22 protein-coding genes are annotated in these 20,547 nt (G+C 67.3%); 13 read left to right on the forward strand and 9 right to left on the reverse strand.

Annotation, left to right across the window (positions count from 1 at the left end):
* Positions 1 to 2: 2 nt before the first annotated feature.
* The 5 genes from ACP7CK_RS03375 to ACP7CK_RS03395 all read left to right on the forward strand — a co-directional run bounded on the left by ACP7CK_RS03375 (position 3) and on the right by ACP7CK_RS03395 (position 4,965).
* A complete protein-coding gene (locus tag ACP7CK_RS03375; RefSeq protein WP_426025111.1) occupies positions 3 to 902 on the forward strand; it encodes a manganese catalase family protein in 900 nt (299 codons plus the stop codon).
* Between the two features lie 348 nt (positions 903 to 1,250).
* Complete coding sequence (locus tag ACP7CK_RS03380; RefSeq protein WP_426025112.1) at positions 1,251 to 2,102, forward strand: Crp/Fnr family transcriptional regulator; 852 nt, start codon at positions 1,251 to 1,253, stop codon at positions 2,100 to 2,102.
* A 118-nt stretch (positions 2,103 to 2,220) separates the two neighbouring features.
* Positions 2,221 to 2,946, forward strand: coding sequence for a Crp/Fnr family transcriptional regulator (locus tag ACP7CK_RS03385; protein ID WP_426025113.1), 726 nt, complete (start codon positions 2,221 to 2,223; stop codon positions 2,944 to 2,946).
* Positions 2,947 to 3,187: 241 nt separating this feature from the next.
* Positions 3,188 to 3,757 carry an SRPBCC family protein gene (locus tag ACP7CK_RS03390; protein ID WP_008263669.1) on the forward strand — a complete coding sequence of 190 codons (570 nt, stop codon included), beginning with the start codon at positions 3,188 to 3,190 and terminating at the stop codon, positions 3,755 to 3,757.
* Between the two features lie 32 nt (positions 3,758 to 3,789).
* Positions 3,790 to 4,965 (forward strand): zinc-dependent alcohol dehydrogenase, encoded by a 1,176-nt coding sequence (locus tag ACP7CK_RS03395; protein ID WP_035305121.1) that lies wholly within the window; start codon positions 3,790 to 3,792, stop codon positions 4,963 to 4,965.
* 211 nt (positions 4,966 to 5,176) lie between these two features.
* Here ACP7CK_RS03395 and ACP7CK_RS03400 read toward each other — a convergent pair whose 3' ends face one another.
* The 4 genes from ACP7CK_RS03400 to ACP7CK_RS03415 are packed head-to-tail and all read right to left on the reverse strand — an operon-like array spanning position 5,177 to position 8,650.
* Complete coding sequence (locus tag ACP7CK_RS03400; protein ID WP_426025114.1) at positions 5,177 to 5,707, reverse strand: hemerythrin domain-containing protein; 531 nt, start codon at positions 5,705 to 5,707, stop codon at positions 5,177 to 5,179.
* Between the two features lie 15 nt (positions 5,708 to 5,722).
* Positions 5,723 to 7,807, reverse strand: a complete 2,085-nt coding sequence (locus ACP7CK_RS03405; protein ID WP_426025115.1) for a glycoside hydrolase family 65 protein — start codon at positions 7,805 to 7,807, stop codon at positions 5,723 to 5,725.
* The gene (locus tag ACP7CK_RS03410) at positions 7,794 to 8,396 is read right to left on the reverse strand and encodes a cysteine hydrolase family protein (RefSeq protein WP_154725216.1); all 603 of its coding nucleotides are present in this window, start codon (positions 8,394 to 8,396) and stop codon (positions 7,794 to 7,796) included. Before ACP7CK_RS03410 ends, ACP7CK_RS03405 begins: the two co-directional genes overlap by 14 nt.
* A 2-nt stretch (positions 8,397 to 8,398) precedes the next feature.
* Positions 8,399 to 8,650 (reverse strand): hypothetical protein, encoded by a 252-nt coding sequence (locus ACP7CK_RS03415; protein ID WP_426025116.1) that lies wholly within the window; start codon positions 8,648 to 8,650, stop codon positions 8,399 to 8,401.
* 519 nt (positions 8,651 to 9,169) lie between these two features.
* Here ACP7CK_RS03415 and ACP7CK_RS03420 point away from each other — a divergent pair.
* Complete coding sequence (locus tag ACP7CK_RS03420; RefSeq protein ID WP_035305117.1) at positions 9,170 to 9,829, forward strand: peroxiredoxin; 660 nt, start codon at positions 9,170 to 9,172, stop codon at positions 9,827 to 9,829.
* Positions 9,826 to 10,263 carry an ArsR/SmtB family transcription factor gene (locus ACP7CK_RS03425; RefSeq protein WP_035305115.1) on the forward strand — a complete coding sequence of 146 codons (438 nt, stop codon included), beginning with the start codon at positions 9,826 to 9,828 and terminating at the stop codon, positions 10,261 to 10,263. The genes ACP7CK_RS03420 and ACP7CK_RS03425 overlap by 4 nt, the downstream gene beginning before the upstream one ends.
* A gap of 32 nt (positions 10,264 to 10,295) precedes the next feature.
* Here the strand turns inward: ACP7CK_RS03425 and ACP7CK_RS03430 are convergent, their stop codons facing one another.
* From ACP7CK_RS03430 to ACP7CK_RS03445, 4 genes are read right to left on the reverse strand one after another with little or no spacing between them, the layout of a single operon-like run.
* The gene (locus tag ACP7CK_RS03430; protein ID WP_040349377.1) at positions 10,296 to 10,619 is read right to left on the reverse strand and encodes an ArsR/SmtB family transcription factor; all 324 of its coding nucleotides are present in this window, start codon (positions 10,617 to 10,619) and stop codon (positions 10,296 to 10,298) included.
* Positions 10,616 to 13,837, reverse strand: a complete 3,222-nt coding sequence (locus ACP7CK_RS03435; protein WP_426025117.1) for an efflux RND transporter permease subunit — start codon at positions 13,835 to 13,837, stop codon at positions 10,616 to 10,618. Before ACP7CK_RS03435 ends, ACP7CK_RS03430 begins: the two co-directional genes overlap by 4 nt.
* On the reverse strand, positions 13,834 to 14,859 hold the full coding sequence (locus tag ACP7CK_RS03440; RefSeq protein ID WP_292147327.1) for an efflux RND transporter periplasmic adaptor subunit: 1,026 nt from the start codon (positions 14,857 to 14,859) through the stop codon (positions 13,834 to 13,836). Before ACP7CK_RS03440 ends, ACP7CK_RS03435 begins: the two co-directional genes overlap by 4 nt.
* A gap of 40 nt (positions 14,860 to 14,899) precedes the next feature.
* Complete coding sequence (locus ACP7CK_RS03445; RefSeq protein ID WP_008261203.1) at positions 14,900 to 15,238, reverse strand: rhodanese-like domain-containing protein; 339 nt, start codon at positions 15,236 to 15,238, stop codon at positions 14,900 to 14,902.
* A 118-nt stretch (positions 15,239 to 15,356) separates the two neighbouring features.
* On the opposite strand from ACP7CK_RS03445, the gene ACP7CK_RS03450 reads away from it, so the two are divergent.
* From ACP7CK_RS03450 to ACP7CK_RS03475, 6 genes are all read left to right on the forward strand, one after another.
* A complete protein-coding gene (locus ACP7CK_RS03450; RefSeq protein ID WP_426025118.1) occupies positions 15,357 to 16,634 on the forward strand; it encodes an NAD(P)/FAD-dependent oxidoreductase in 1,278 nt (425 codons plus the stop codon).
* 30 nt (positions 16,635 to 16,664) lie between these two features.
* Complete coding sequence (locus ACP7CK_RS03455; protein ID WP_008259227.1) at positions 16,665 to 16,868, forward strand: YgaP family membrane protein; 204 nt, start codon at positions 16,665 to 16,667, stop codon at positions 16,866 to 16,868.
* Positions 16,865 to 18,133 (forward strand): TolC family protein, encoded by a 1,269-nt coding sequence (locus ACP7CK_RS03460; RefSeq protein WP_292147324.1) that lies wholly within the window; start codon positions 16,865 to 16,867, stop codon positions 18,131 to 18,133. The genes ACP7CK_RS03455 and ACP7CK_RS03460 overlap by 4 nt, the downstream gene beginning before the upstream one ends.
* A 211-nt stretch (positions 18,134 to 18,344) precedes the next feature.
* The gene (locus ACP7CK_RS03465; RefSeq protein ID WP_035305092.1) at positions 18,345 to 18,737 is read left to right on the forward strand and encodes an NADH:ubiquinone oxidoreductase subunit NDUFA12; all 393 of its coding nucleotides are present in this window, start codon (positions 18,345 to 18,347) and stop codon (positions 18,735 to 18,737) included.
* Positions 18,734 to 19,399, forward strand: a complete 666-nt coding sequence (locus ACP7CK_RS03470) for a DUF2155 domain-containing protein (RefSeq protein WP_426025119.1) — start codon at positions 18,734 to 18,736, stop codon at positions 19,397 to 19,399. Before ACP7CK_RS03465 ends, ACP7CK_RS03470 begins: the two co-directional genes overlap by 4 nt.
* Before the next feature lie 15 nt (positions 19,400 to 19,414).
* The gene (locus ACP7CK_RS03475) at positions 19,415 to 19,756 is read left to right on the forward strand and encodes an EF-hand domain-containing protein (protein WP_426025120.1); all 342 of its coding nucleotides are present in this window, start codon (positions 19,415 to 19,417) and stop codon (positions 19,754 to 19,756) included.
* On the opposite strand, the gene lepB is transcribed toward ACP7CK_RS03475, so the two are convergent.
* On the reverse strand, positions 19,753 to 20,520 hold the full coding sequence (gene lepB / locus ACP7CK_RS03480) for a signal peptidase I (RefSeq protein ID WP_426025121.1): 768 nt from the start codon (positions 20,518 to 20,520) through the stop codon (positions 19,753 to 19,755). The two genes, ACP7CK_RS03475 and lepB, sit on opposite strands and share 4 nt — an antisense overlap.
* Positions 20,521 to 20,547: the final 27 nt, after the last annotated feature.

Genomic DNA, 20,547 nt, shown 5'->3' on the forward strand with positions numbered 1-20,547 from the left:
CAATGTTCATTCACAACAAGCGACTGATGTACACGGTGCGTGTCGCCGAGCCGAACCCCGGCCTGGCGACGCTCATGCTCGAGCAATTCGGCGGTCCGCAGGGCGAGCTGGCGGCGGCGATGCGCTATTTCACGCAGGCGCTGGCTGAAGAGGACGCCGGCCGCAAGGACATGCTGCTCGACATCGCCACCGAGGAGCTTAGCCACCTGGAGGTGATCGGTTCGATCGTCGCCATGCTGAACCGCGGCGCCAAGGGGAAGATGGCCGAGGCGGCGCTGGAGGAGGCGGATCTGTACATGTCCCTGAACGATCGGGGCGAGAGCCACACGACCTCAATCCTGTACGGCGGCGCGCCGGCGCTGGTGAACTCGGCGGGCGTGCCGTGGACGGCGGCCTATATCGACTCGATCGGCGATCCGGCTTGCGACCTGCGGTCGAACATCGCCGCCGAGTCCCGCGCCAAGATCGTCTACGAGCGCCTGATCAACGTCACCGACGATCCGGGCGTCAAGGATGCGCTGATGTTCCTGATGACCCGCGAGGTCGCGCACCAGAAGTCATTCGAAAAGGCGCTCTACGCCATCGATCCCAACTTCCCCGCCGGCAAGATCGGCGGCGTGCCCGAGTTCAGCGACAAATACTATGACCTGTCGCAGGGCGAGGGGAATACACGCGGTCCCTGGAACGAGGGCGAGCAGTGGGAGTATGTCGAGGATCAGGAGAGCCAGATGGCTGTCGACGGCGGCGACGGTTCGGCTTCGGTCGTCCTCGAGTCCGCCGACGAGTCGTCCGTGAACGCCTTCGCGCTGCGAACCGCGTCGGATCCGGACGCGAACCCCGTCACCGGCGCCGACTTGGGCGCAGGACCAGGCGCGGGCAAGACCACCGTCCTCCTCGACTGATCCCCTCGAACCGCCGGGCGTCCATGCCGCATTATCATTTTCACATGTTGAATGGACGCCCATTCCGGGACCTCGACGGCGAGGATCTGGCGGGCGAGGTGCTGCGGGACGGCGAGATCGACGTCCGGGGCGCGGGTCCGTTCCGCATTCTCTGCACGGACACCGCCGGGGCTGTCGTCACCGGGCTGATCGCCGAAGCGATGTCGGCGAAGGCCGTGGCCCATATGCTGGCGAGATTGAACGTCGGGGCCGTGCAAGACCAGCCCTGGAAGGATGTCCAACTCCCAGGCCGGTCCTCCATGGCCGTCGAGGGCACGCCTCGGGAGCGCCGCACCCACACCCGACTGGGTGAAGCAGAAGCAGGTTTGGCGTGCCTCATGGGCCAACCCCGAGCGCGTGTTCTGCGACGCGCATCCCCATGTGAACGTCCCGCCGCCTCGCAACGTTTGGACCCCGGACACGTTACGCGGCGGTGGGGTGATTTTGTACGGTCTGATCGAAAAGCTGAGCCGCAGGGATGCTCTGACGCCTGAAGAAGCGGCGGCGCTTCGTGAGGTGCTGGGGCCATTGCAACGCGTCGCCGCCGGGACCGACATCGTCCGGGAGGGCGCGCGGCCGGAGCACAGCACTCTGCTCACCAGCGGCTTCACGGCTCGCTATTCGACACTCGCGGATGGCGGACGGCAGATCACCGAACTGAATGTCAGCGGCGACTTTGTCGATCTGCATAGCTTCATGATGAAGCAGATGGACCATGGCGTCGTCGCCCTGACGGAGTGCGTGATCGCCCCGGCGCCTCACACCGTTCTGCGTCGGCTTACCGAGGAGCATCCTCACCTTACCCGGCTGCTGTGGCTCGACACCGTGATCGACGCGGCGATCCATCGCCAGTGGATCGCGTCCATGGGCCGGCGGAGCGCCCTTGCGCACCTCGCGCACCTTGTGTGCGAACTCTACAAGCGGCTCGAGGTCGTGCGTCACGCCACCGATTGTAGGTTCGAACTACCCTTGTCGCAGGCCGTCCTGGCCGACGTGCTGGGCCTGTCCACGGTGCACGTGAACCGGCTGGTGGCCGATCTCCGCGCCAGGAACATCCTGACCTGGGGCCAGGGACGGATCGAAATTCTGGATTGGGACAGGCTCGCAGAACTGGCGGAGTTCGACCCCGCCTTCCTGCGGCTTCAGTGCGAGCCTGTCTGAGCGTCAGATCGCCGCGACCACCTCACGGCGTCGCGGCGATCTGACAGAGACTAGAGGTTCCCGGGGCGTCGTTCACCTATGTGAATGCGCCCCCCGAAATGGAGGCGCAGGAAAGAGCATGCCCCAAGAACAATCCTCCGCTTTTGCGCCCGACTGTTTGGCGGATGCGAGCGCGCCTGCGCGTCAACGGCCGGCCTCGGCCGCTTCGGGTCTGACGACCGAAACCCTGCGCCTGTGGCAGGCCTTCTCGCCCTTGCCGCCTGAGCGACGTCGTTGGGCGCTGTCGGTGGGCGTCGTCGAGGCCCGCCGCGCGGGCGACTTCCACCTCGGGGCGGGGGAGGTGGCGGTGATCGTTTCCGGCTGCCTGGCCACCGAGGCGGCGGGCTCGGACCTGTCGGCCGAAATCCTGGGACCGGGTCACGTGGTGGCGACCGGGACCGGCCGCTCCGTCGCCGGTCAGTGGATCACCGACGGGGAAATCTATCGGGTTGCTTTGGTCGATTGGCTCGATCGGGCGGGCGAGGCAGGGATGCTCCACCTGTTGGACGCAGAGGACCGCAGACGCGCCAGGCTGGAACGTCGCCTCGTCTGCGTCGGCCGACATCTCGCCAACGCTCGCGTCGCGGACCTTCTGCTGTCCATTCACCGCGCGGCCCCGCGCCAGGACATCCTGCTGTCGCAGGAGCGTATCGGCGACATGCTCGGGCTCCGTCGCTCCACGGTCAACGGCTCGTGCCGGGCGCTTGAGGGCGCCGGGGGAGCGCGCACCGGGCGGGGGAAGATCCGGATCCTGGATGCCAGCGGCCTGACGAAGACCGCCTGCGGATGTCACGCCGCCCCGTGAGGATCGGCGGGCGATCTCCTGCCTGGCCTCGGCTCAGGCGCGGAGCCAAGCTCCGCCATCCTGCCTGCTCGGCCAGGGCCGGGCGTTTTCGGCGGCGGTCTGGGCGAGGGCGTCTGTCATGGGAACTCCGGGGTTGGGTCCGGCTTCCGACCCCCGGCAGCCGCGCCTGTTCCTTCGCGGACACTGGGAACGAAGCTCCGGCCGGGTGGTTGACCAAACTCAGCTGACCGGAGCTAAACCCATGTCTTATAGTGAAGTTTCGACCGACGCCGATGTCGGGTCGACCGCATTCGTCGACAAGGATCGACGCGAGGGCGAATACGAGGCGTCCAGCCTCAGGGCCGTCCTGATCAATCGGCCTCGCGACGAATTATACGCCTACTGGCGCGATCTCACGAACCTGCCGACCTTCTCGGAGACCGTGAAGTCGGTCGAGGTGCTGGGAGACGGCCGCTCGCGCTGGATCGTCGCCGGCCCAGGCGACAAGGACGTCGAATTGACCAGCGAAATCACCGAGGACGTTCCCGGCGAACGCATCGCCTGGACTTCCAGCGAAGGCTCCGACGTCGACCACGAAGGCTGGGTGGCGTTCAGAGACAACGCCTTCGGGCGGGGCACGGAGGTGCGGGTCTTCATCAGCTACGAGCCGCCTGCGGGGATCGTCGGCAAGGTCGTCGCCAAGGTGATGCAGCGCGAACCCCGCATCCAGGCCCGACGCGAGCTTCGTCGCTTCAAGCAGCTGATGGAGACGGGCGAGATCTCGACCTCCAAGGCGCCTGACGCCGCGCCCCGCGCCTCTCGCCACTTCTGATTTTTCCGTCCCCATTCGATAAGGATACGCCCATGCGCGCGCTCACCTGGCACGGCAAACACAATGTTCAGGTCGACACCGTCCCTGACCCGCAGATCGTCAATCCTCGCGACGCCATCATCAAGATCACCGCCACCGCCATCTGCGGTTCGGACCTGCACCTGTACGACAGCATGATCCCCGGCATGTCCAACGGCGACATCCTGGGCCATGAGTTCATGGGCGAGGTGGTCGAGGTCGGCCGGGGCAACACCAGCCTGAAGAAGGGCGACCGCGTCGTCGTGCCCTTCGTCATCGCCTGCGGCCAGTGCTTCTTCTGCGAGAAGTCGATGCCGGCGGCGTGCGACAACTCCAACCCGGCCGACAAGGCGGACGCTACCGAGATCGCCTATGGGCAGTCGGTCGCCGGCCTGTTCGGCTATTCCCATCTGACCGGCGGCTTTGCGGGAGGGCAGGCGGAATATGCGCGCGTCCCCTATTCCGACTATGGTCCGATCAAGATCCCGGACGGCATCGAGGACGAGAAGGTCCTGTTCCTGTCGGACATCTTTCCGACGGGATGGATGGCCGCGGAGAACGCGCAGATCCAGCCCGGCGACACAGTGGCGATCTGGGGCTGCGGCCCGGTGGGGCTGTTCGCGGTCAAGAGCGCCATCCTGCAGGGCGCAGGTCGGGTCATCGCCATCGACCATCATCCCAACCGTCTGGCGCTGGCCAAGGCTAACGGCGCGGAGGTGCTGAACTATCACGAGGTCAAGGTGCGCGAAGCCCTGCTGGAGATGACTGCGGGTCTGGGGCCCGACAGCTGCATTGATGCGGTGGGCATGGAGAGCCACGGCTTCTCGCCCGACAATATCATCGATGCGGTCAAGCAAGAGACGCGGCTGGGCACGGACCGCCCCCATGTGCTGCGCGAAACCATCATGGCGGTCCGAAAGGGCGGCACCGTCTCGGTGCCGGGCGTCTATGGCGGCTTTGCCGACAAGTTCCCCGTCGGGGCCTTCATGGAGAAGGGGCTGACGCTCAAGACCGGCCAGACCCACGTCCAGCGCTACCTGCCGCAGCTGCTTCAGCTGATCCTGGAGGGGGGGATCGACACCACCGACCTGATCAGCCACCGCCTGCCTCTCGAACAGGCGGCGGAGGGCTACAAGAACTTCAAGGAAAACCAGAATGAATGGACCAAGGTGATCCTGAAGCCGCATTGACGGCTGCACCAGCCGGGCTGGCGAGAAGCGGTCTGATGATCGACCTCGACGGCCAGGTCCTGCCGCGTCACCGGTCGATACGTTCGACCGTGGCCCGGCGCCGGGAGGCGGATGTACGGGGGAAGTGAGCTCGCGGCCCCCGCCGTCTGAACCCGTCCCTTCAAGGGACGGGTTCAGACGGAACGCCCTTAACGCCCAGACTGCGACGCGGTCACAGTGCGCCGGCGTAGCGCTCGAACTCCTCCTTGTAACGGGCGGTCAGGCGGTCCTGATGTTCGCCCTTTTCCTTGAGGTGGATGAACCAGCCGTTCTCCTCCTCGAACATGTGCGTCAGCACCGCGCCCTCGATGTGGCCCCACTTGTCGAGCCAGGCGTCCGAGGAAGGGGCGATGTTCTCCAACTCCGCCATCTGCATCTTGGCGGTCGTCTGTTCGGAATAGGCGACGCCCGCCTGCACCTTGTGATCATTCTGGGCCATAGCCGGATAGAGGACGATCTCTTCGGCCAGGGAATGGCCGTTCAGCACCAGAGCCAGCCGGTCCATGGCGGCGCGGCGGTCAGCCGCAGAACGGACATTGCGGCCTTCGGCGAAGGCGGCGCGGATCTGGTCATGGTGATCCAGGGCCAGCGACAGCCAATCTCCCGGCGCCGCCGCCTCTCTGGCCTTCTGAGTGGCCTCTTGGCGTTTCTCTTCGTTAGGCTGGGGCGTTATGGCGGCCAGCGCCTTGTCGATGACGGACATGGGTCTCTTTCCTTTTCAATGAAACTTGATGACGGCCCGCTCCGCCCCCTGATCCGCCCTCAGGGAGGCCGTTCGTCCGCCGAACCAGAGACGTTCGACGGAGATGGCGCGCCAGCCTTCGGGCAGGACTACAGGGCGATCAGGCCAATGGGCGGGATCGCCCTTCGCATCGAGGCCGGTGAAGCCGAACAGCAGCCCCAGCAACATCCCGCCCAGGTTGGCGAAGAAGGGACCGGCCGCAGTCTCGCTGTCAGGGTGGTCGGGCCGGTATTCCAGGCACTGGTGGAATCGCCCCGCGTCGTAGGCCGCGTACCCCTCCTCGAACAGCTTCAGCGCCAGGGCGCGATCGCCGGTCCGGGCGGCCCAGACGCCATAGAGGGCGGGGAACATCGGCGCGCCGACATAATCGCGCCAGTGCGCCAGGTAGAAGTCGAGCGTCCGGCGTTCGACCGCTTCGTCGGTCCGGTACCCGCCTGGAAAGAGGCCCCCCAGCGGTGAGGGAGTCGCGCCCTTGGGTTCGTCGATGCGGAAGGCGTCATGCGCGGCGATGACCTTGTCGGACCGCACCGGCAGATAGAGGTTGTCCCTGACCTCGGCCCATGAGGCCGGGGGCGTGCGTCCTGTCGCTTCGGCGGCGGCGACGGCGCGACACAGCACGTCGTGCGACAACATCAGGCTGAAAGCGTCGTTGTCGGGCGGATCCGGCACTTCGGCGGGGCCCGTGGCGCGCTTCAGTTCATATCCGCGCGCGGTGCGCGTCAGGCGGCTGACGATCCAGTCGGCCACGCCTTCCAGCACAGGCCAGGCGTCGTCCCTCAAGAAGGCCTCGTCGCCCGTCGCGTCGGCGAACAGGGCGAAGGCCCGCGCCACATGCAGCGATCCGTGGTCTTCGTGCGCCGCCGCCGACCCGGCTCCCGGCGCCGCCTCCTGCCCCGTCAGAGGCGCGGCCTCCCAGGGAAACTGCACGCCCCGCCGGCCCGAGAGCCGCGCATTCGATTTCGCCGCCCTCAGGCCCCGGCTCCGGAAATCCAGCAGCGCCCGCGCCGCGTCCGGCTGAGACAGCATCACGGGCGGCACGCAGAAGGCGTCGATGTCCCACATCACGTGGCCGAAGTAATAATTGTAGTCGTGCCAGGTCGCGAGGCCGAAGATCGAAGTTGCGGACGGCGAGGCTGGATGCACCGAACTGTTCAGGTAGAAATAGGCCGCATCGATCAGCGCCTGGTGGTCTGGCGTCGCCCCATCGACAACAATGCGTCCCCGCCACAGTTCGCGCCACGCGTCTCGGTTTCGGGCTCTCAGGACGTCGAAACCCGTCTGGGCGCCCCGCGCAACCCGGCGGACCGCCTCTTCGTCGGGGCGTGCATGGATCAGCGAGGGGATGAGCGCGGCCATCTGTCTGAGGCTCGCGCCCCGCTTGCCGACCGTGCCGAGGTCGTAGGTGGTCTGCAATGGCCCGGTCGCGTCCCAGGCGGTGACGTCGGGGGAGGCCCCCGGCGTGGTCTCGGTCGCCAGGGCGACACCGCATGTGGACAGGTCCCCCTCGGTCGACCACAGCAGAGACCCGTCACAGGCCGGCTCAGGCTCGCCCGGCGTGTCGGTGCGGCGTCGGGCGACCCGTCCGCGCAGGTCCGTGGTCGCCACAACGGCGCGCAAACGCATGTGGCAGGGCACGTCCGGCCGCACATGGATTTCCTGCATCACCAGGGTCGGCGCGGTACGGCTGGCGAGAGTCAGAATTTCGACGGCCGCATCTACTCCGCCGAGCCGGACACGGCACCGGCTGGTGAGTTCACCCGTGGCGAAATCGTAGGCCTGGCGAAGGTCCGAGACCGCCCAGGGCTGATCGGACATCCAGACGCCATTGACGCAGAGATCGGCGGCGAGCGGGTAGGGGACGGGGGCGGCCGCTTCCACCCGGCGCTCCGGGTTTTCCCCGACCACCCCGTTGACCAGGGTCATGCCTGCCATGAGCGGCATTTCCCTGACCCGAAGCCCGATCAGCCCATTGGCGACGTAGGCCGGGAGGGCGCCGTCGCGGGGGCCGTCCTCGTCGGGCGGACTGATCGGCCGCCAGGCGTCCCTGTCAGCGCCAGGCATCGAGAACCTCCGCACATTCCGCCGCTTCGACCTGCTGGCCGTAGCGTTCGTGATAGAGGGCGATGAGTCGGTCGTGAGAGGCGTCCGAAGAGCTGCATAGGCCGTCCTTGACGACCACGACCCTGTAGCCAAGGTCGACCGCGCCCAACACCGCCGCCAGGACGCATACATCCGTCTCCGCGCCTGTGACGACGAGGGTGTCCACGCCGCTTCGCCGCAGCACCGGGTCGAGATCGGTTCCAAACCACGGCGAGTAGCCGTGTTTGTCGATCAGGCGTCCGGGAGGGACGAAGCGCTGAAGCGGCGTCGCCAGATCCACCAATTCGGGACCCAGGGCGTCGAGAGTCATCGACGACCATTTCTCCCAGTAGCCGCGCCAGGTGCCCCGGCCTTCGCCCGGGCGCGCGGCGGGGATGAAGCGGGTGAAGACGTTGCGTTCCGGCTTCGCTTCGCACAGCCGTTCGATGACGGGCAGCACGCGAGCTGCCCAGGGGGTGCGCCACTCCGTGTCCTCGACGAACATCCGCTGCATGTCGACGCAAAGATGAACCGCCGTGTCCGGGATGGGGTCGCGTAGGCCTTGAACCATGCTCAGGCCGCCGCGCCCCGGGTCTTGTCTTTGGCGCGGGCGTCCGCCGGCGCGGTCAGGCTCTGGTCTGAGTTAGGGGACGAAGGTTCGATCTCGCCCGGATCAGGGGCGGTCTGGGTATTGGCATGGTGTTCGATCCGCCCGCTCTCGATCTCGGCGCGGGAGAAGACTTCTTCCTGTCCGTCTTCCAGCAGCTGATCTTCGGGCCCGCCGAGACCGCCCTGCGCCAGGCCCGACGTCGACCGGGCGTTCATGTGATCGTCTCTGGCTGCGTCCGTGCCCCGGAAGTCGGGTTGGGAAAGTGAGAGATTTTCATGGGCATGGGCGGCTCCTGGAGCGGCGGGCGAACCGCTCATCTCAAGCGCATAGCGCCTCACATCGGCCGACCGTTCCCTATGTGCGGTGTTGGACACCCTCAGCGTCACGCATCGTCGTCGAGCGGGTCATGACCGGCAACGGCTCGGCCTACATCGCCAGGCTGTTCGCTGACGCCCTTGGCAGGTCGGCGCCGGCCACGGCCGAACCCGGCCTGCGCGCTTCCGCCATCAAACCTGGACCGACGACTAGAATCTGCGCCGACCACACCTGGGCGCCAGAGGCGTCCACGCCGTTGACGCGGGTGAATACCTCCCTGGATATGGCGACCTGGTCGCGGGTGGGTTGCGGAGCTCGAGCCGTCCGTGTCCGCGATCGACGTATAAACACCTTCATAGTTCTTGCAGGTATGTATTTCAGTATGGCGAAGCGGCCTGAAAGTCACTAGATTCCGCCCCATGGATTCGACTGAGACCGCCCCGCCACACAGCCCCAGCGCCCTCCGCGCCCTCCGTATCAATGATCCGGCTCCGGACTTCATCGCGCGCACGACCCAGGGCGAGAAACGGCTCAGCGACTATCGCGGGCGGTGGCTGGTGCTGTTCTCGCACCCGGCCGACTTCACGCCGGTCTGCACCAGCGAGTTCATCGCCCTGGCCAGGCGGGCGGACGCTTTCGAGGCTCTGGGCTGTGACCTGATGGCTCTGTCGGTGGACAGCCTCTATTCCCACCTGGCCTGGCTGAAGGACATCTATCGCCGCTTCGGCGTGAAGGTGGCCTTCCCCATCATCGAGGATCCGTCCATGGCCATCGGTCACGCCTTCGGCATGGTCGACGCCGGCTCCAGCGACAGCGCCACGGTGCGGGCGAGCTTCGTCATCGATCCGACCGGGATCGTGCGCGCCATCAGCTGGTATCCGATGAATATCGGCCGATCGGTCGATGAACTGCTGCGGCTGGTGACGGCGCTGCAGACCGCCGACCGTGAGCAGGCGTCGACGCCGGCCGGATGGTCGCCCGGCGAGCCCCTGCTGGAGCCGGCCGCCACCACTCTGGATGCGGCCCTGGCTGACGGCGACGGTGATGCGCCTTGGTATTATCGCGAGCGCCGCGCATGAGCGACGACCAGGCCGCGGCCATGGGGCGGCTGAAGGACAAGGCGCCCCAGGCCGCCGAACTGCTACGTCAGCTGGCCAATACAAATCGGCTGTTGATCCTCTGCCATATTGCTGCGGAGGAGCGATCCGTCGGACAGCTCGAGGCGGATCTGGGCATCAAGCAGCCGGCTCTGTCGCAGCAACTGGCGGAGTTGCGCCAGTACGGCTTGGTCAAGACCCGGCGCCAGTCGCGTTCGATCTACTATTCCATCGCCGACGAACGCGCCCAGGCGGTGATGGGCATGTTGTACGAAATCTTCTGCGGCGACGGACAGGCGGTCGGCGCGCGCCTTCTGCCCTCCGCCGGGGCTTCGGCGCCCTCGACCGAGGCGTCAGCCCCGCCCCGTGGGGACGCCGCCCGGTTCGCCCGCGTCACCCCGGCCCCCCGTCGATAAGGCGCGGGCGGAGGGGACTGGCGTCCTTTCGTCTAGTCGGGTGTCCGAGGGCGGGCGAAGCGGTCGCATACGATGTCGATGAGTTGGCGAACCGTGTCGTCGGCGAGGCTGTAATAGATGGTTGAGCGGTCGCGACGCGTCTTCACCAGCCCGCCCTCGCGCAGCCGTCTCAGATTCTGAGAGACGCCGGACTGGGACGGGCCGCACAGCCCCACAAGCTGCCCCACCGACAGTTCCTCCTGCGTCAGCCGGCAGAGCAGCAACAGGCGATGCTCATTGGCCAGCAGCTTCAACTCCGCAGCGGCCGCATGGGCGTGTCTGGCCAGATCCGCCATGGGGGCTTGGTGCGGCGTCATCGGGTCGCGGGTTTTCCGTCATCCCGCAGCACGACATAGATGGCCGGAATGACCAGGACGGTCAGCAGGGTCGAGGAGGCCAGACCGAACAGGAGCGAGATCGCCAGACCCTGGAAGATCGGATCGGTCAGGATCACCGCCGCCCCGATCATGGCCGCCAGGGCGGTCAGCAGGATCGGCTTGAACCGGATGGCGCCCGCCTCGATCAGGACGTCGCGCAAGGGTTTGTCGGGCGAGGCCGTGTGCCGGATGAAGTCCACAAGCAGGATGGAGTTGCGCACGATGATGCCGGCCAGGGCGATGAAGCCGATCATCGAGGTGGCCGTGAACGGCGCGCCGAACAGCATGTGGCCGATGACGATGCCGATCAGGGTCAGGGGGATGGGAGTCAGGATGACCAGGGGCAGTTTGAAGCTGTGGAACTGGGCCACGACCAGCACATAGATCCCCAGAAGGGCGACCATGAAGGCGGCGCCCATGTCGCGGAAGGTGACCCAGGTGATTTCCCACTCGCCGTCCCACAGCAGGGTGGGAACGGATTCATCCTCCGGCTGGCCATTGAGGCGGACGGCCGGCTTCTGCAGGCCCAGCGCGTCCCAGTCATGGGTCTCGATGGCGCGATTGACCGCCAGCATGCCGTAGATGGGGGCCTCGTATTCGCCGGCCAGTTCGGCGGTCACCATGTCGAGCGGTCGGCCGTCGCGACGGAAGACGGCGTGACTGCCCGCTTCGCGGCGGCCGTCAACGACCTCGCCCAGTTCGATCAGGCGCGGTCCCGTCGGCCCGGTCGTCACCGCCACCGGCGTCGTGGCCAGGGTGCGGCTCCAGCTGCGCGCCGATTGCGGCAGGGCGACGGTGATCGGCAGGGGCGAACGGCCGTCGCCGCGCGGCGCATAGCCGACCGTGGACCCGGCCAGAATCGCGCCGATGGAATCCTGCAGCTCGCGTTCGGACAGGCCGTAGTAGTCCAGACGATCCCGTACCGGGACCAGCCGCAGTCGCGGCCGTTCCTGGCCGAAACTGTTGTCGACATCGACGATATAGGGGACGGAGCGGAACAGTTTTTCGACTTCCAGCGCGGTCTTGCGCCGGGTTTCAGCGTCGGGGCCGTAAATCTCCGCCAGCAGGGTGGCCAGGACGGGCGGGCCGGGCGGCGTCTCGACCACCTTGATCGACGCGCCGGAGGGCAGGGGCAGGGCCTTCAGCTTGTCGCGCAGATCCAGCGCGACGGCGTGGCTGGAGCGGCTGCGCTCGTCCTTGGGCAGAAGGGAGATCATCAGATCGCCCATCTCAGGCCGGTCGCGCAGGAAATAGTGCCGCACCAGACCGTTGAAGTTGAACGGCGCCGAGGCCCCGGCATAGGCTTCCATGGCGTCCGCCTCGGGCAGGGTGCGAATCTGAGCCGCCGCCTCGTCCAGGGTACGGGAGGTGGCTTCCAGGCTGGTCCCTTCGGGCATGTCGACCACCACCTGGATCTCCGACTTGTTGTCGAAGGGCAGCAGTTTCACCGTGACCGCCTTGAAGTAGAACATCGAACAGGCGACCAGGGTGGCGAGGCCGACGCCGATCAGGAAGTTGCGGGCCGAGGACCGCTTGTCGATCACGCGATGCGCCACGCGGGCGTACAGCCGTCCCAGCTTGCCGCCTCCGTCTTCATGGGCGTGATCGTGCTGGCCATGGGCCAGGGTCTTTCGCGCAAACCGGATCATCAGCCACGGCGCGATCACCACCGCGACGAAGAAGGAGAAGATCATCGCCGCCGAGGCGTTGACCGGGATGGGCGCCATATAGGGACCCATCAGACCTGACACGAACAGCATGGGCAGCAGGGCCGCCACGACGGTCAGGGTCGCCACGACGGTGGGATTGCCGACCTCGGCCACCGCCTCGACGGCCGCCTCGGTTCGGCTGCGCCCGTCGCGCATCCCCCAGTGACGGGCGATGTTCTCGATCATGACGATGGCGTCGTCGACCAGGATGCCGATGGAGAAGATGAGGGCGAACAGGCTGACGCGGTTGATCGTGTAGCCCATCACATAGGAGGCGAAGAGGGTCAGCAGGATGGTGGTGGGAATGACCACGGCGGTGACGGCGGCCTCGCGCCAGCCGATGGCGAAGCCGATCAGCACGACGATCGACACCGTGGCCAGGGCCAGGTGGAACAGCAGCTCGTTCGCCTTTTCATTGGCTGTCTCGCCATAGTCGCGGCTGACGGCGACCTCGACGCCCTCAGGGATCAGCTTGCCTTCCAGGTTTTCGACGCGCTGACGCACGGCTTCGGACACCACGACCGCATTGGCGCCGGCGCGCTTGGCGATGGCGATGCTGACGGCGGGCGTGCTGGCCCACTGCCCGTCATGCCGGGCCCAGCGCCACACCCGGGCCTGGTCTTCTCGCGGCCCCTGGGCCACGTCCGCCACATCGCGCAGATAGACCGGCGCGCCGGTGACGGAGCGGACGGTCAGCAGGCCGATCTCCTGGGCCGAGGACAGGGTGCGGCCGGAGGTGACGGCCACGGCCTGGCCGTCCTCGCGGACATTGCCGACCGGGAAGCTGCGGTTGGCCTGAGACGCCGCCTCGATCACACGGCCCAGCGGCACGCCATACTGATTCAGCTTTGCGGGATCAGGAGCGATGCGGATCTCGTCGGGCCGACCGCCGGTGACGAACGTCAGGCCCACATTATCGACCTTGGCGATTTCGGTGCGCAGCTTGTGCGCCAGATCATAGAGGGCCTGATCGGTCCACTGGCCCGCCGCGCCCGGTTTCGGGGTCAGGGTCAGGACGATGGCCGGCACGTCGTCGATGCCGCGCACCGTCACCTTGGGATCGGGGACCCCCACCGGAATCCGGTCCCGGTTGGCGCGCAGCTTTTCCTCGATCCGGATGGCGGCGTCTTCGGGGTTGGACCCCACCAGGAAGCGCGCCGTCACCAGCACCCCATTGTCTTCGGCCTGGGTGTAGACGTGCTCGACCCCGTTCACGCTCTTGACGATGGTCTCGAGGGGAATCCCGATCAGTTCGACCGCATCGGGGGCCGCCAGGCCGGGCGCCGCCACCTGGATGTCGACCATGGGCACGCTGATCTGCGGCTCTTCCTCCCGCGGGATCGAGAACAGGGCCAGCAGGCCGACGGCGATGGCCGCCAGCAGGAACAGCGGCGTCAGCGGAGAGGTGATGGTGAAGCGCGTCAGGCGCCCGGACAGGCCCAGTTTCATCCTTGCGTCCTCGTCGCGACCAGCCTGTCGCCAGCCTTGACGCCGCTCAGGATTTCGACCGTTTCAGGGTCGTTCGTCGGCGCCGTCTGAACCGGGACGGCGCTGGGTTTCCGGTCAGGTGAAATCACTTCCACATAGTCCAGACCATAACGCGTCGTGACGAAACGCCGGGGTACGGTCAGGGCCTGGCGTTGGCCGATCTCGATCGAGGCCGCGACCCTGCGGCCGACCAGTTCGGTGGTCAGGCCCGGTACGGCCGCATCAATCTGAATCCGCCCGCCGACGATGGCGGGATAGACCTGCGTCACCTGTCCCTGGCGCGCTTCGACCGGCAGATCGTCCGCCGTCAGCAGGACGCGGGCGCCGGGCTTGACCCGGCCGGCGAGGGATTCGGGGAGTTCGAGACGAAGCACGGGGGGGCCTGCGGTGATCGTCGCGACCGACATTCCGGGGCTGACCACGGATCCGGCCGTGACCTCGACCTTCAAGACGCGGCCGGCGGCCGGCGCCAGGATCGCCCCCTGGCCGGCCATGCTGGCGCTGGCGCCGCGTTCGGCGCGAGCGGCGGCCGCCTGGGCGTCTGCGGCGCGCGACGCCGCGACGGCCTGATCCAGGCGCGCCTTGGCGTAGACATTGTGGTCATAAAGGTCCTGGATCCGTCCCAGGTCGGCGCGGGCGCGCGTCGCCTCCGCCTCGGCGGCGGCGACCTGGGCGCCATAGGCGCGAGTCTCGAAACCGATCCGGTCATCGACGACCCGTCCGATCTGCTGACCGCGGCTCACCATATCGCCCTCGCGCACCGACAGGACGACCAGGACGCCGGAGATGCGTGCCCGGGCTTGCGACTGGTCGCGGGTGGTGATTTCGCCCGCCACCGTCTTGGTGTCGGCGAGGAGGTTCGAGGCCAGGACGAGCTGTTCGCCGGCGGGCGCCGCCTTGGCGGTCGGCTCGCGCTTTTCATCCGCGCCGCCGCACGCTGACAGCGTCAGCGCGGCCGCAGCCATCAGGGTCCACATCTTCATCGCCGTCGTCCTTCCACCATCCCCGCCGATCAATCGCACGTCAGCCGCGCTCGACCGGAAGGCCCGCCGACTTCCAGGCCCCGAGTCCGCCCGCCAGGTGCGTATCGATCGCAGCCTGGGCCTTGGCGCAGCGTTCCAGCGCCATGCCCGACCGCTTTCCGCCCGCGCATTGAAGGACGACCGTCTTTCCGTCCGCCTGGGGGAGCCGGGCGGGGTCGAAGGACGAGAGCGGCAGGTTCACGGCGCCTGCGATATGCTCGGCGGCGAACTCGCCCGCTTCCCGCACATCGACCAGCAGGACCTGATCCTGGGCGAGCATGGTTTTCAGATCGGCCGGGCCGATCTCCCGATGGGCCTTGGGCTTTCCAAATCCGAACATTTTCGACCTCCATGGACCCGCCGAACGCGGTGTCATACTTTTATTATTGTGTATATCATGTAATCATTATATTCGGTCAAGCACATAAGGGCGATGGAAACGCCTTCTGGAGGGAAACATGGCCAAGCCCAAAATTGTGATCATCGGCGCCGGACTGGGCGGCACAATCGCCGCCTATGAGATAAGAGCGGCCGTCAAGGGGCGCGCCGAGGTGATGATGATCGCCGAGTCGGAGACTTATTCTTTCGTTCCATCAAACCCTTGGGTCGCTGTTCGCTGGCGGGAGCCGGAGGAGATTCAGGTTCATCTGCCGCCGATTTTCGCCCGCAAGAAGATCGGCTTCACGGCGGTGGGGGCGAAACGGCTTCACGCTGCAGAAAAAAGGGTCGAGCTGAACAACGGCGACAGTGTCGATTACGATTATCTCGTAATTGCGACAGGCCCCGATCTGGCCTTCGATGAAATCGAAGGGCTGGGGCCGGATGGCTACACGGTGTCAGTCTGCCAGACGTCGCACGCCTCGCACGCCGCCAACATGTTCGACGCCTATGTGGAGAACCCCGGCCCCATCGTCGTCGGCGCCGTCCAGGGCGCGTCCTGCTACGGCCCGGCCTATGAGTTCGCGCTGATCCTGGATACCGAGCTGCGACGGCGCAAGATCCGGGATCGGGCGCCGATGACCTTCGTCACCGCCGAGCCCTATATCGGCCACCTCGGCCTCGACGGCGTCGGGGACACCAAGTCCCTGATGGAAAGCAAGCTGCGCGAGCGGCACATCAAGTGGATCACCAATGCGCGCGTCGCCAAGGTCGAGCCGGGCCTGATGCACGTCGAGGAGATCGCCGAGGACGGCGCCGTCGCCAAGACCCATCAGCTGCCCTTCGGCTATTCGATGATGCTGCCGGCGTTCCGAGGCGTGCCCGCGATCCGCGACATCCCGGGCCTGACCAATCCGCGCGGCTTCATCCTGATCGACAAGCATCAGCGCAATCCCGCCTTCCCGGAGATTTTCGCTCTGGGCGTCTGTGTCGCCATCGCCCCGACCGGCCCGACACCTGTTCCCGTCGGGGTGCCCAAGACCGGTTTCATGATCGAAAGCATGGTCACCGCCGTCGCCGCCAATCTGGCCGCCCTGATCGCTGGCGAGACGCCCGAGGCCGAGGCGACCTGGAACGCCGTCTGTCTGGCGGACTTCGGGGATGGAGGGGTCGCCTTCGTGGCCCAGCCGCAGATCCCGCCGCGCAACGTCAACTGGGCCGCGAGCGGCAAATGGGTCCACCTGGCCAAGGTCGGCTTCGAGAAATATTTCCTGCGCAAGGTGCGCAGGGGCGAAAGCGAACCCTCCTACGAGCGGCTGGCGATGCACATCATGGGCATCCGCAAGCTTCGCATGTGACCCCCCTCCCTCTAAATCTGGAGCCTACCGATGAACCTTGATCGTGCTGTCGTGATCTTCGCCGGATGCGTCGTGCTGGCGGGCGTGGCCTTGTCCTACGCCGTCCATCCCTGGTGGATCGCCCTGACCGTCTTCGCAGGGCTGAACATGATCCAGTCCGGTTTCACCGGCTTCTGCCCGGCGGCCATGGTGTTCAAGGCGTTGGGTCTGCGTCCGGGGAACGCCTTCCGATGAGCCTGCGCCACGCTGCGCCCTGGGCCTTGGTCCTGTTCCTGGCCGCACCCGGTCTGGCGCAGGCGACGACGCTGGAGGAGGCCATCGCCGCCGCTATCGCCCATGCGCCCGAAATCGCCGAGGCCGACGCCGGCGCCGACGCCGCGAAAGGCCGGTTGCAGCAGGCGCGCTCAGCGCGAGCGCCTTCGCTGAGTCTCAGCGGGACGGTCGGTCAGGGCCGGCTTGATCCGAAGGCGTTCTTCGGTCTGGGCGCGGCGGACGTCACGCCTCGGGCGGCCCAGTTGACGCTCGAACAGCCCCTGTTCACCGGGGGACGCGCGGCGGCGGGGATCGCGCAAGCGCGCGCCGGCATGGCTGCAGCCGAGGCCGGCGGCGACGCCGTTCAGGGGCAGGTCGTCCTGGCGGTGGTTCAGGCCTATGGCGATATGCTCGCCGCCAGCGAAGTGTTGAGGCTGTATCGCGAGCTGGCGGGCCAGACGGTGGAAATCGAGCGACAGGCGCGCGAGCGCTTCCGGACCGGCGAAACCCCCAGCACCGACGTCGCCCAGGCCGCGTCGCGCGCCGCCGAGGCCCGCGCCGACCTGGCCCGCGCGGAGGGAATGCAGGTTTCCGCCCGCGCCCGTTACCGCAATCTGACCGGCCTGGAGCCGGTTGATCTGCAACCGATTCCACCCAATCCGCCTCTGCCCGGCTCACTCGACGATGCGATGGCGATCGCCATGGGCGGCAGCCCCGCCCTGCGTCAGGCGCGGGCCGATCTCGAGGCGGCCGAAGCCGCCGCCCGCGCCGCGCGCGGCGAACGCCTGCCGACCGTCAGCGCCTTCGTCGAGGCGGGTTCGGTTCGTGACCAGTTCTTTCCGGACTATCGCGCCGACAGCGCGACCGTGGGAATCCGCGGCCGCTGGACCCTGTTCAGCGGCGGCCTGACGTCCGGCAAGATCGCCGAGACCAGCGCCGATGTCCGCGCCGCCTCCGCCCGGCTGCGCGCCGCCCGCATGGGCCTGGAGGAACAGGTTCTCGCCGCCTGGCAGGACATTCACACCGCCGAACTGGTGGCCCAGGCGTCCGACGAACAAAGCGCGGCCGCGGTCCAGGCCCTGGCCAGCGTTCGACATGAAGTCCGCGTCGGACTGAAACCCCAGATCGACCTGCTGAACGCCGAGCGCGAAGCCACGGCCGCCGCCGCTGCCGCCACCCAGGCCAGGACCGCCCGGATCGTCGCCGCCTATCGCCTGAAGAGCCTGATCGGATCAGCTTTGGGTTAGGGGGCGACAGGGCTCCGACGAAGGTGGTCGTGGAGGCGTTTCGGCGGGCGGCGCGTCAGATCGCGAAGCCCGAGTTCTGCAAGACGGTTCATGCCAACTGCTTTTCCCGCTTCTGCGAACGTGTCTGCTGGACGAAGGGGGCGAGTGTTCCTATGATCCGCTCCGGCCGCAGGCTCTTTTTCTGCGGGAATTTCGCGTAGGTTTTGACGACGTGCTGAACAAGATTTTCGCCTGGTGGAACGGGGCCACGATCGGCACCCTCTTCACGATCGCCAAGCGCGGCCGTTTCGTCGGGACCGACGAGATCGGCAACAAATATTACGAGGCCAAGGACAACTCGAGCTACGACGGCCGCAAGCGCCGCTGGGTCGTGTACGAAGGCTATGCCGACGCGTCCAAGGTGCCGGCCGATTGGCACGGCTGGCTGCGCTACACCTTCGACCTGCCGCCCACCGAGGCGCCCCTCCCGCGCCGCGCGTGGGAGAAGGATCACCTGCCGAATTTCACCGGCACCCCGATGGCCTGGCGTCCGCAAGGCTCTTTGGCCGCCGAGGCCAAACGCCCCGCCGCGACCGGCGACTATCAGGCCTGGACGCCCGAGTGAGACCGAATCGGCTCCTGCTGGGCGGGGCGGCCGTCGTCGCGGCGCTCAGCGCCGGGGCGGTGACCGCCAGCGTCCTTCAGGACTCGCCGCGCGAGGCCCGTCCGGTCCAGGATCCCATCGGCGACATCCTGCGCACCACGCCGGCCCAACCCGCCAATGCGCCGACCGAGACCGCCCCGGCCGCCGCACCCGCGCCCCGGACGCCGGTGGCGGTGACGCCGCCGCCCTCCGTCGTTCTCGCCGAGGATGAGGCCGTCGCCGAAAAGGCCGAGGAAGAAGCCGCCTCCGAAAAGCCGGTGGTCGAAAAGGCCATCGAACAGCCGGCCACGCCCGCTCGCCGCCAGCGGCGCAAGTTCGCCGTCATCCAGGCTATCGACAAGACCACAGCCGAGACCATGAAGTTCGAGGTCGAAGTCGGCGGCCGTCCGGTCCGCTTCAACCGCAACCTGATCTTCAGCGTCCGCGCCTGCGAGGTCTCGACGCCTGACGAACTGACCGAAGACGCCATCGCCTACGTCGATGTCTCGCTGCAATCGCGCGGCGCCAACCAGCCGGCCGAACCGCGCCAGATCTACCGCGGCTGGATGTTCGCCTCGTCCCCGGCCGTCAGCGGGCTTCAGAACCCCAATTACGACGCCTGGGTGGTGGGCTGTAAGAACTGAGCGCGAGAGGCCGGAATGAACCGCCAGAGACCCCTCAAGAAGAGCGAGACGGTCGAGATCCGGCTGCCGCACGCGACGAAGACCGCCTTCATGGATAAGTGCCGCATTGAGGGCCGCACGGCCAGCGAGGCCATTCGCCGCTTCATCGACAGCGAATTGGACCGGTCGACGACCGCCCGGTCGTCGATCCGCATGGGCTGGCGTCAGTTGCTGGCGGCGGCGTTCGCCGGATTGGCCCTGGGCGCCGTCGCCGCGCCTTCGCTGGCTCAGTCCGTGACCCCGGATCGGGCGGCGTTCAACCGTCTGGATCGCGACCATGACGGGATGGTCAGCTTTGAGGAATTCCGCGCCCGCTAACGGATGGGCGTCAGGAACCGGCCCCATTGCAGGTTCAGCCAGGTCCACGGCTTGAACAGTCCGGCGCCGGGTTTCCATGAGGCCGCGACGATCTCGGCCCGGCCGACGATGTTCTCGGCCGGCAGCAGGCCGACGCCCAGATCAGCGGGCCAGCGGCTGTCCAGCGAGTTGTCGCGATTGTCGCCCATCATGAAATACTGACCCTCAGGCACGTGATAGACCGGGGTGTCGTCGCCCGGCTGGTCCGGGCCGCCGTCGTAGGTGACATAGGTCTTGCCGCTCGCCAGCGCCTCGCGCACCTCGAGTACACGCCGCTGGGGGGCGTCGTGGTCGCTGACCATCTGGAGCGGCGTCTGGCCGATCAGGCGCCCGTTGACGAAGACCTGACCCTTGCGGACCTCAACGGTGTCGCCGGGCAGGCCGATGACGCGCTTGATCCAGACCTGATCCGGGTCGTGCGGGCGCCGGAAGACCACGACGTCGCCCCGCTTCGGCTGGCGTCCCAGCACCCGGCCGTCGGGCAGCGGCGGATTGAACGGCAAGGACGCCCGGCTCCAGCCGTAGGCGTATTTGGACACGACGATATAGTCGCCGGTCACGAGCCCCGGCTCCATCGACGAGGATGGAATGGTGAAGGGCTGGAACAGCAGGATTCGGATCACCATCGCCAGGATCAGGGCGGCGGCGAGGGTGACGCCGATCTCTCTGACTTCGCGCCAGACGGGGGCAGAGGACGGGGCGGGTGCGGTGGTGGCTTGGGTCATGCCCTGTTAGGCCGCGAGCCTGCGGGG

It is taken from the genome of Brevundimonas sp. TSRC1-1 (assembly GCF_049898245.1).
Taxonomy (GTDB): Bacteria; Pseudomonadota; Alphaproteobacteria; order Caulobacterales; family Caulobacteraceae; genus Brevundimonas; species Brevundimonas mediterranea_A.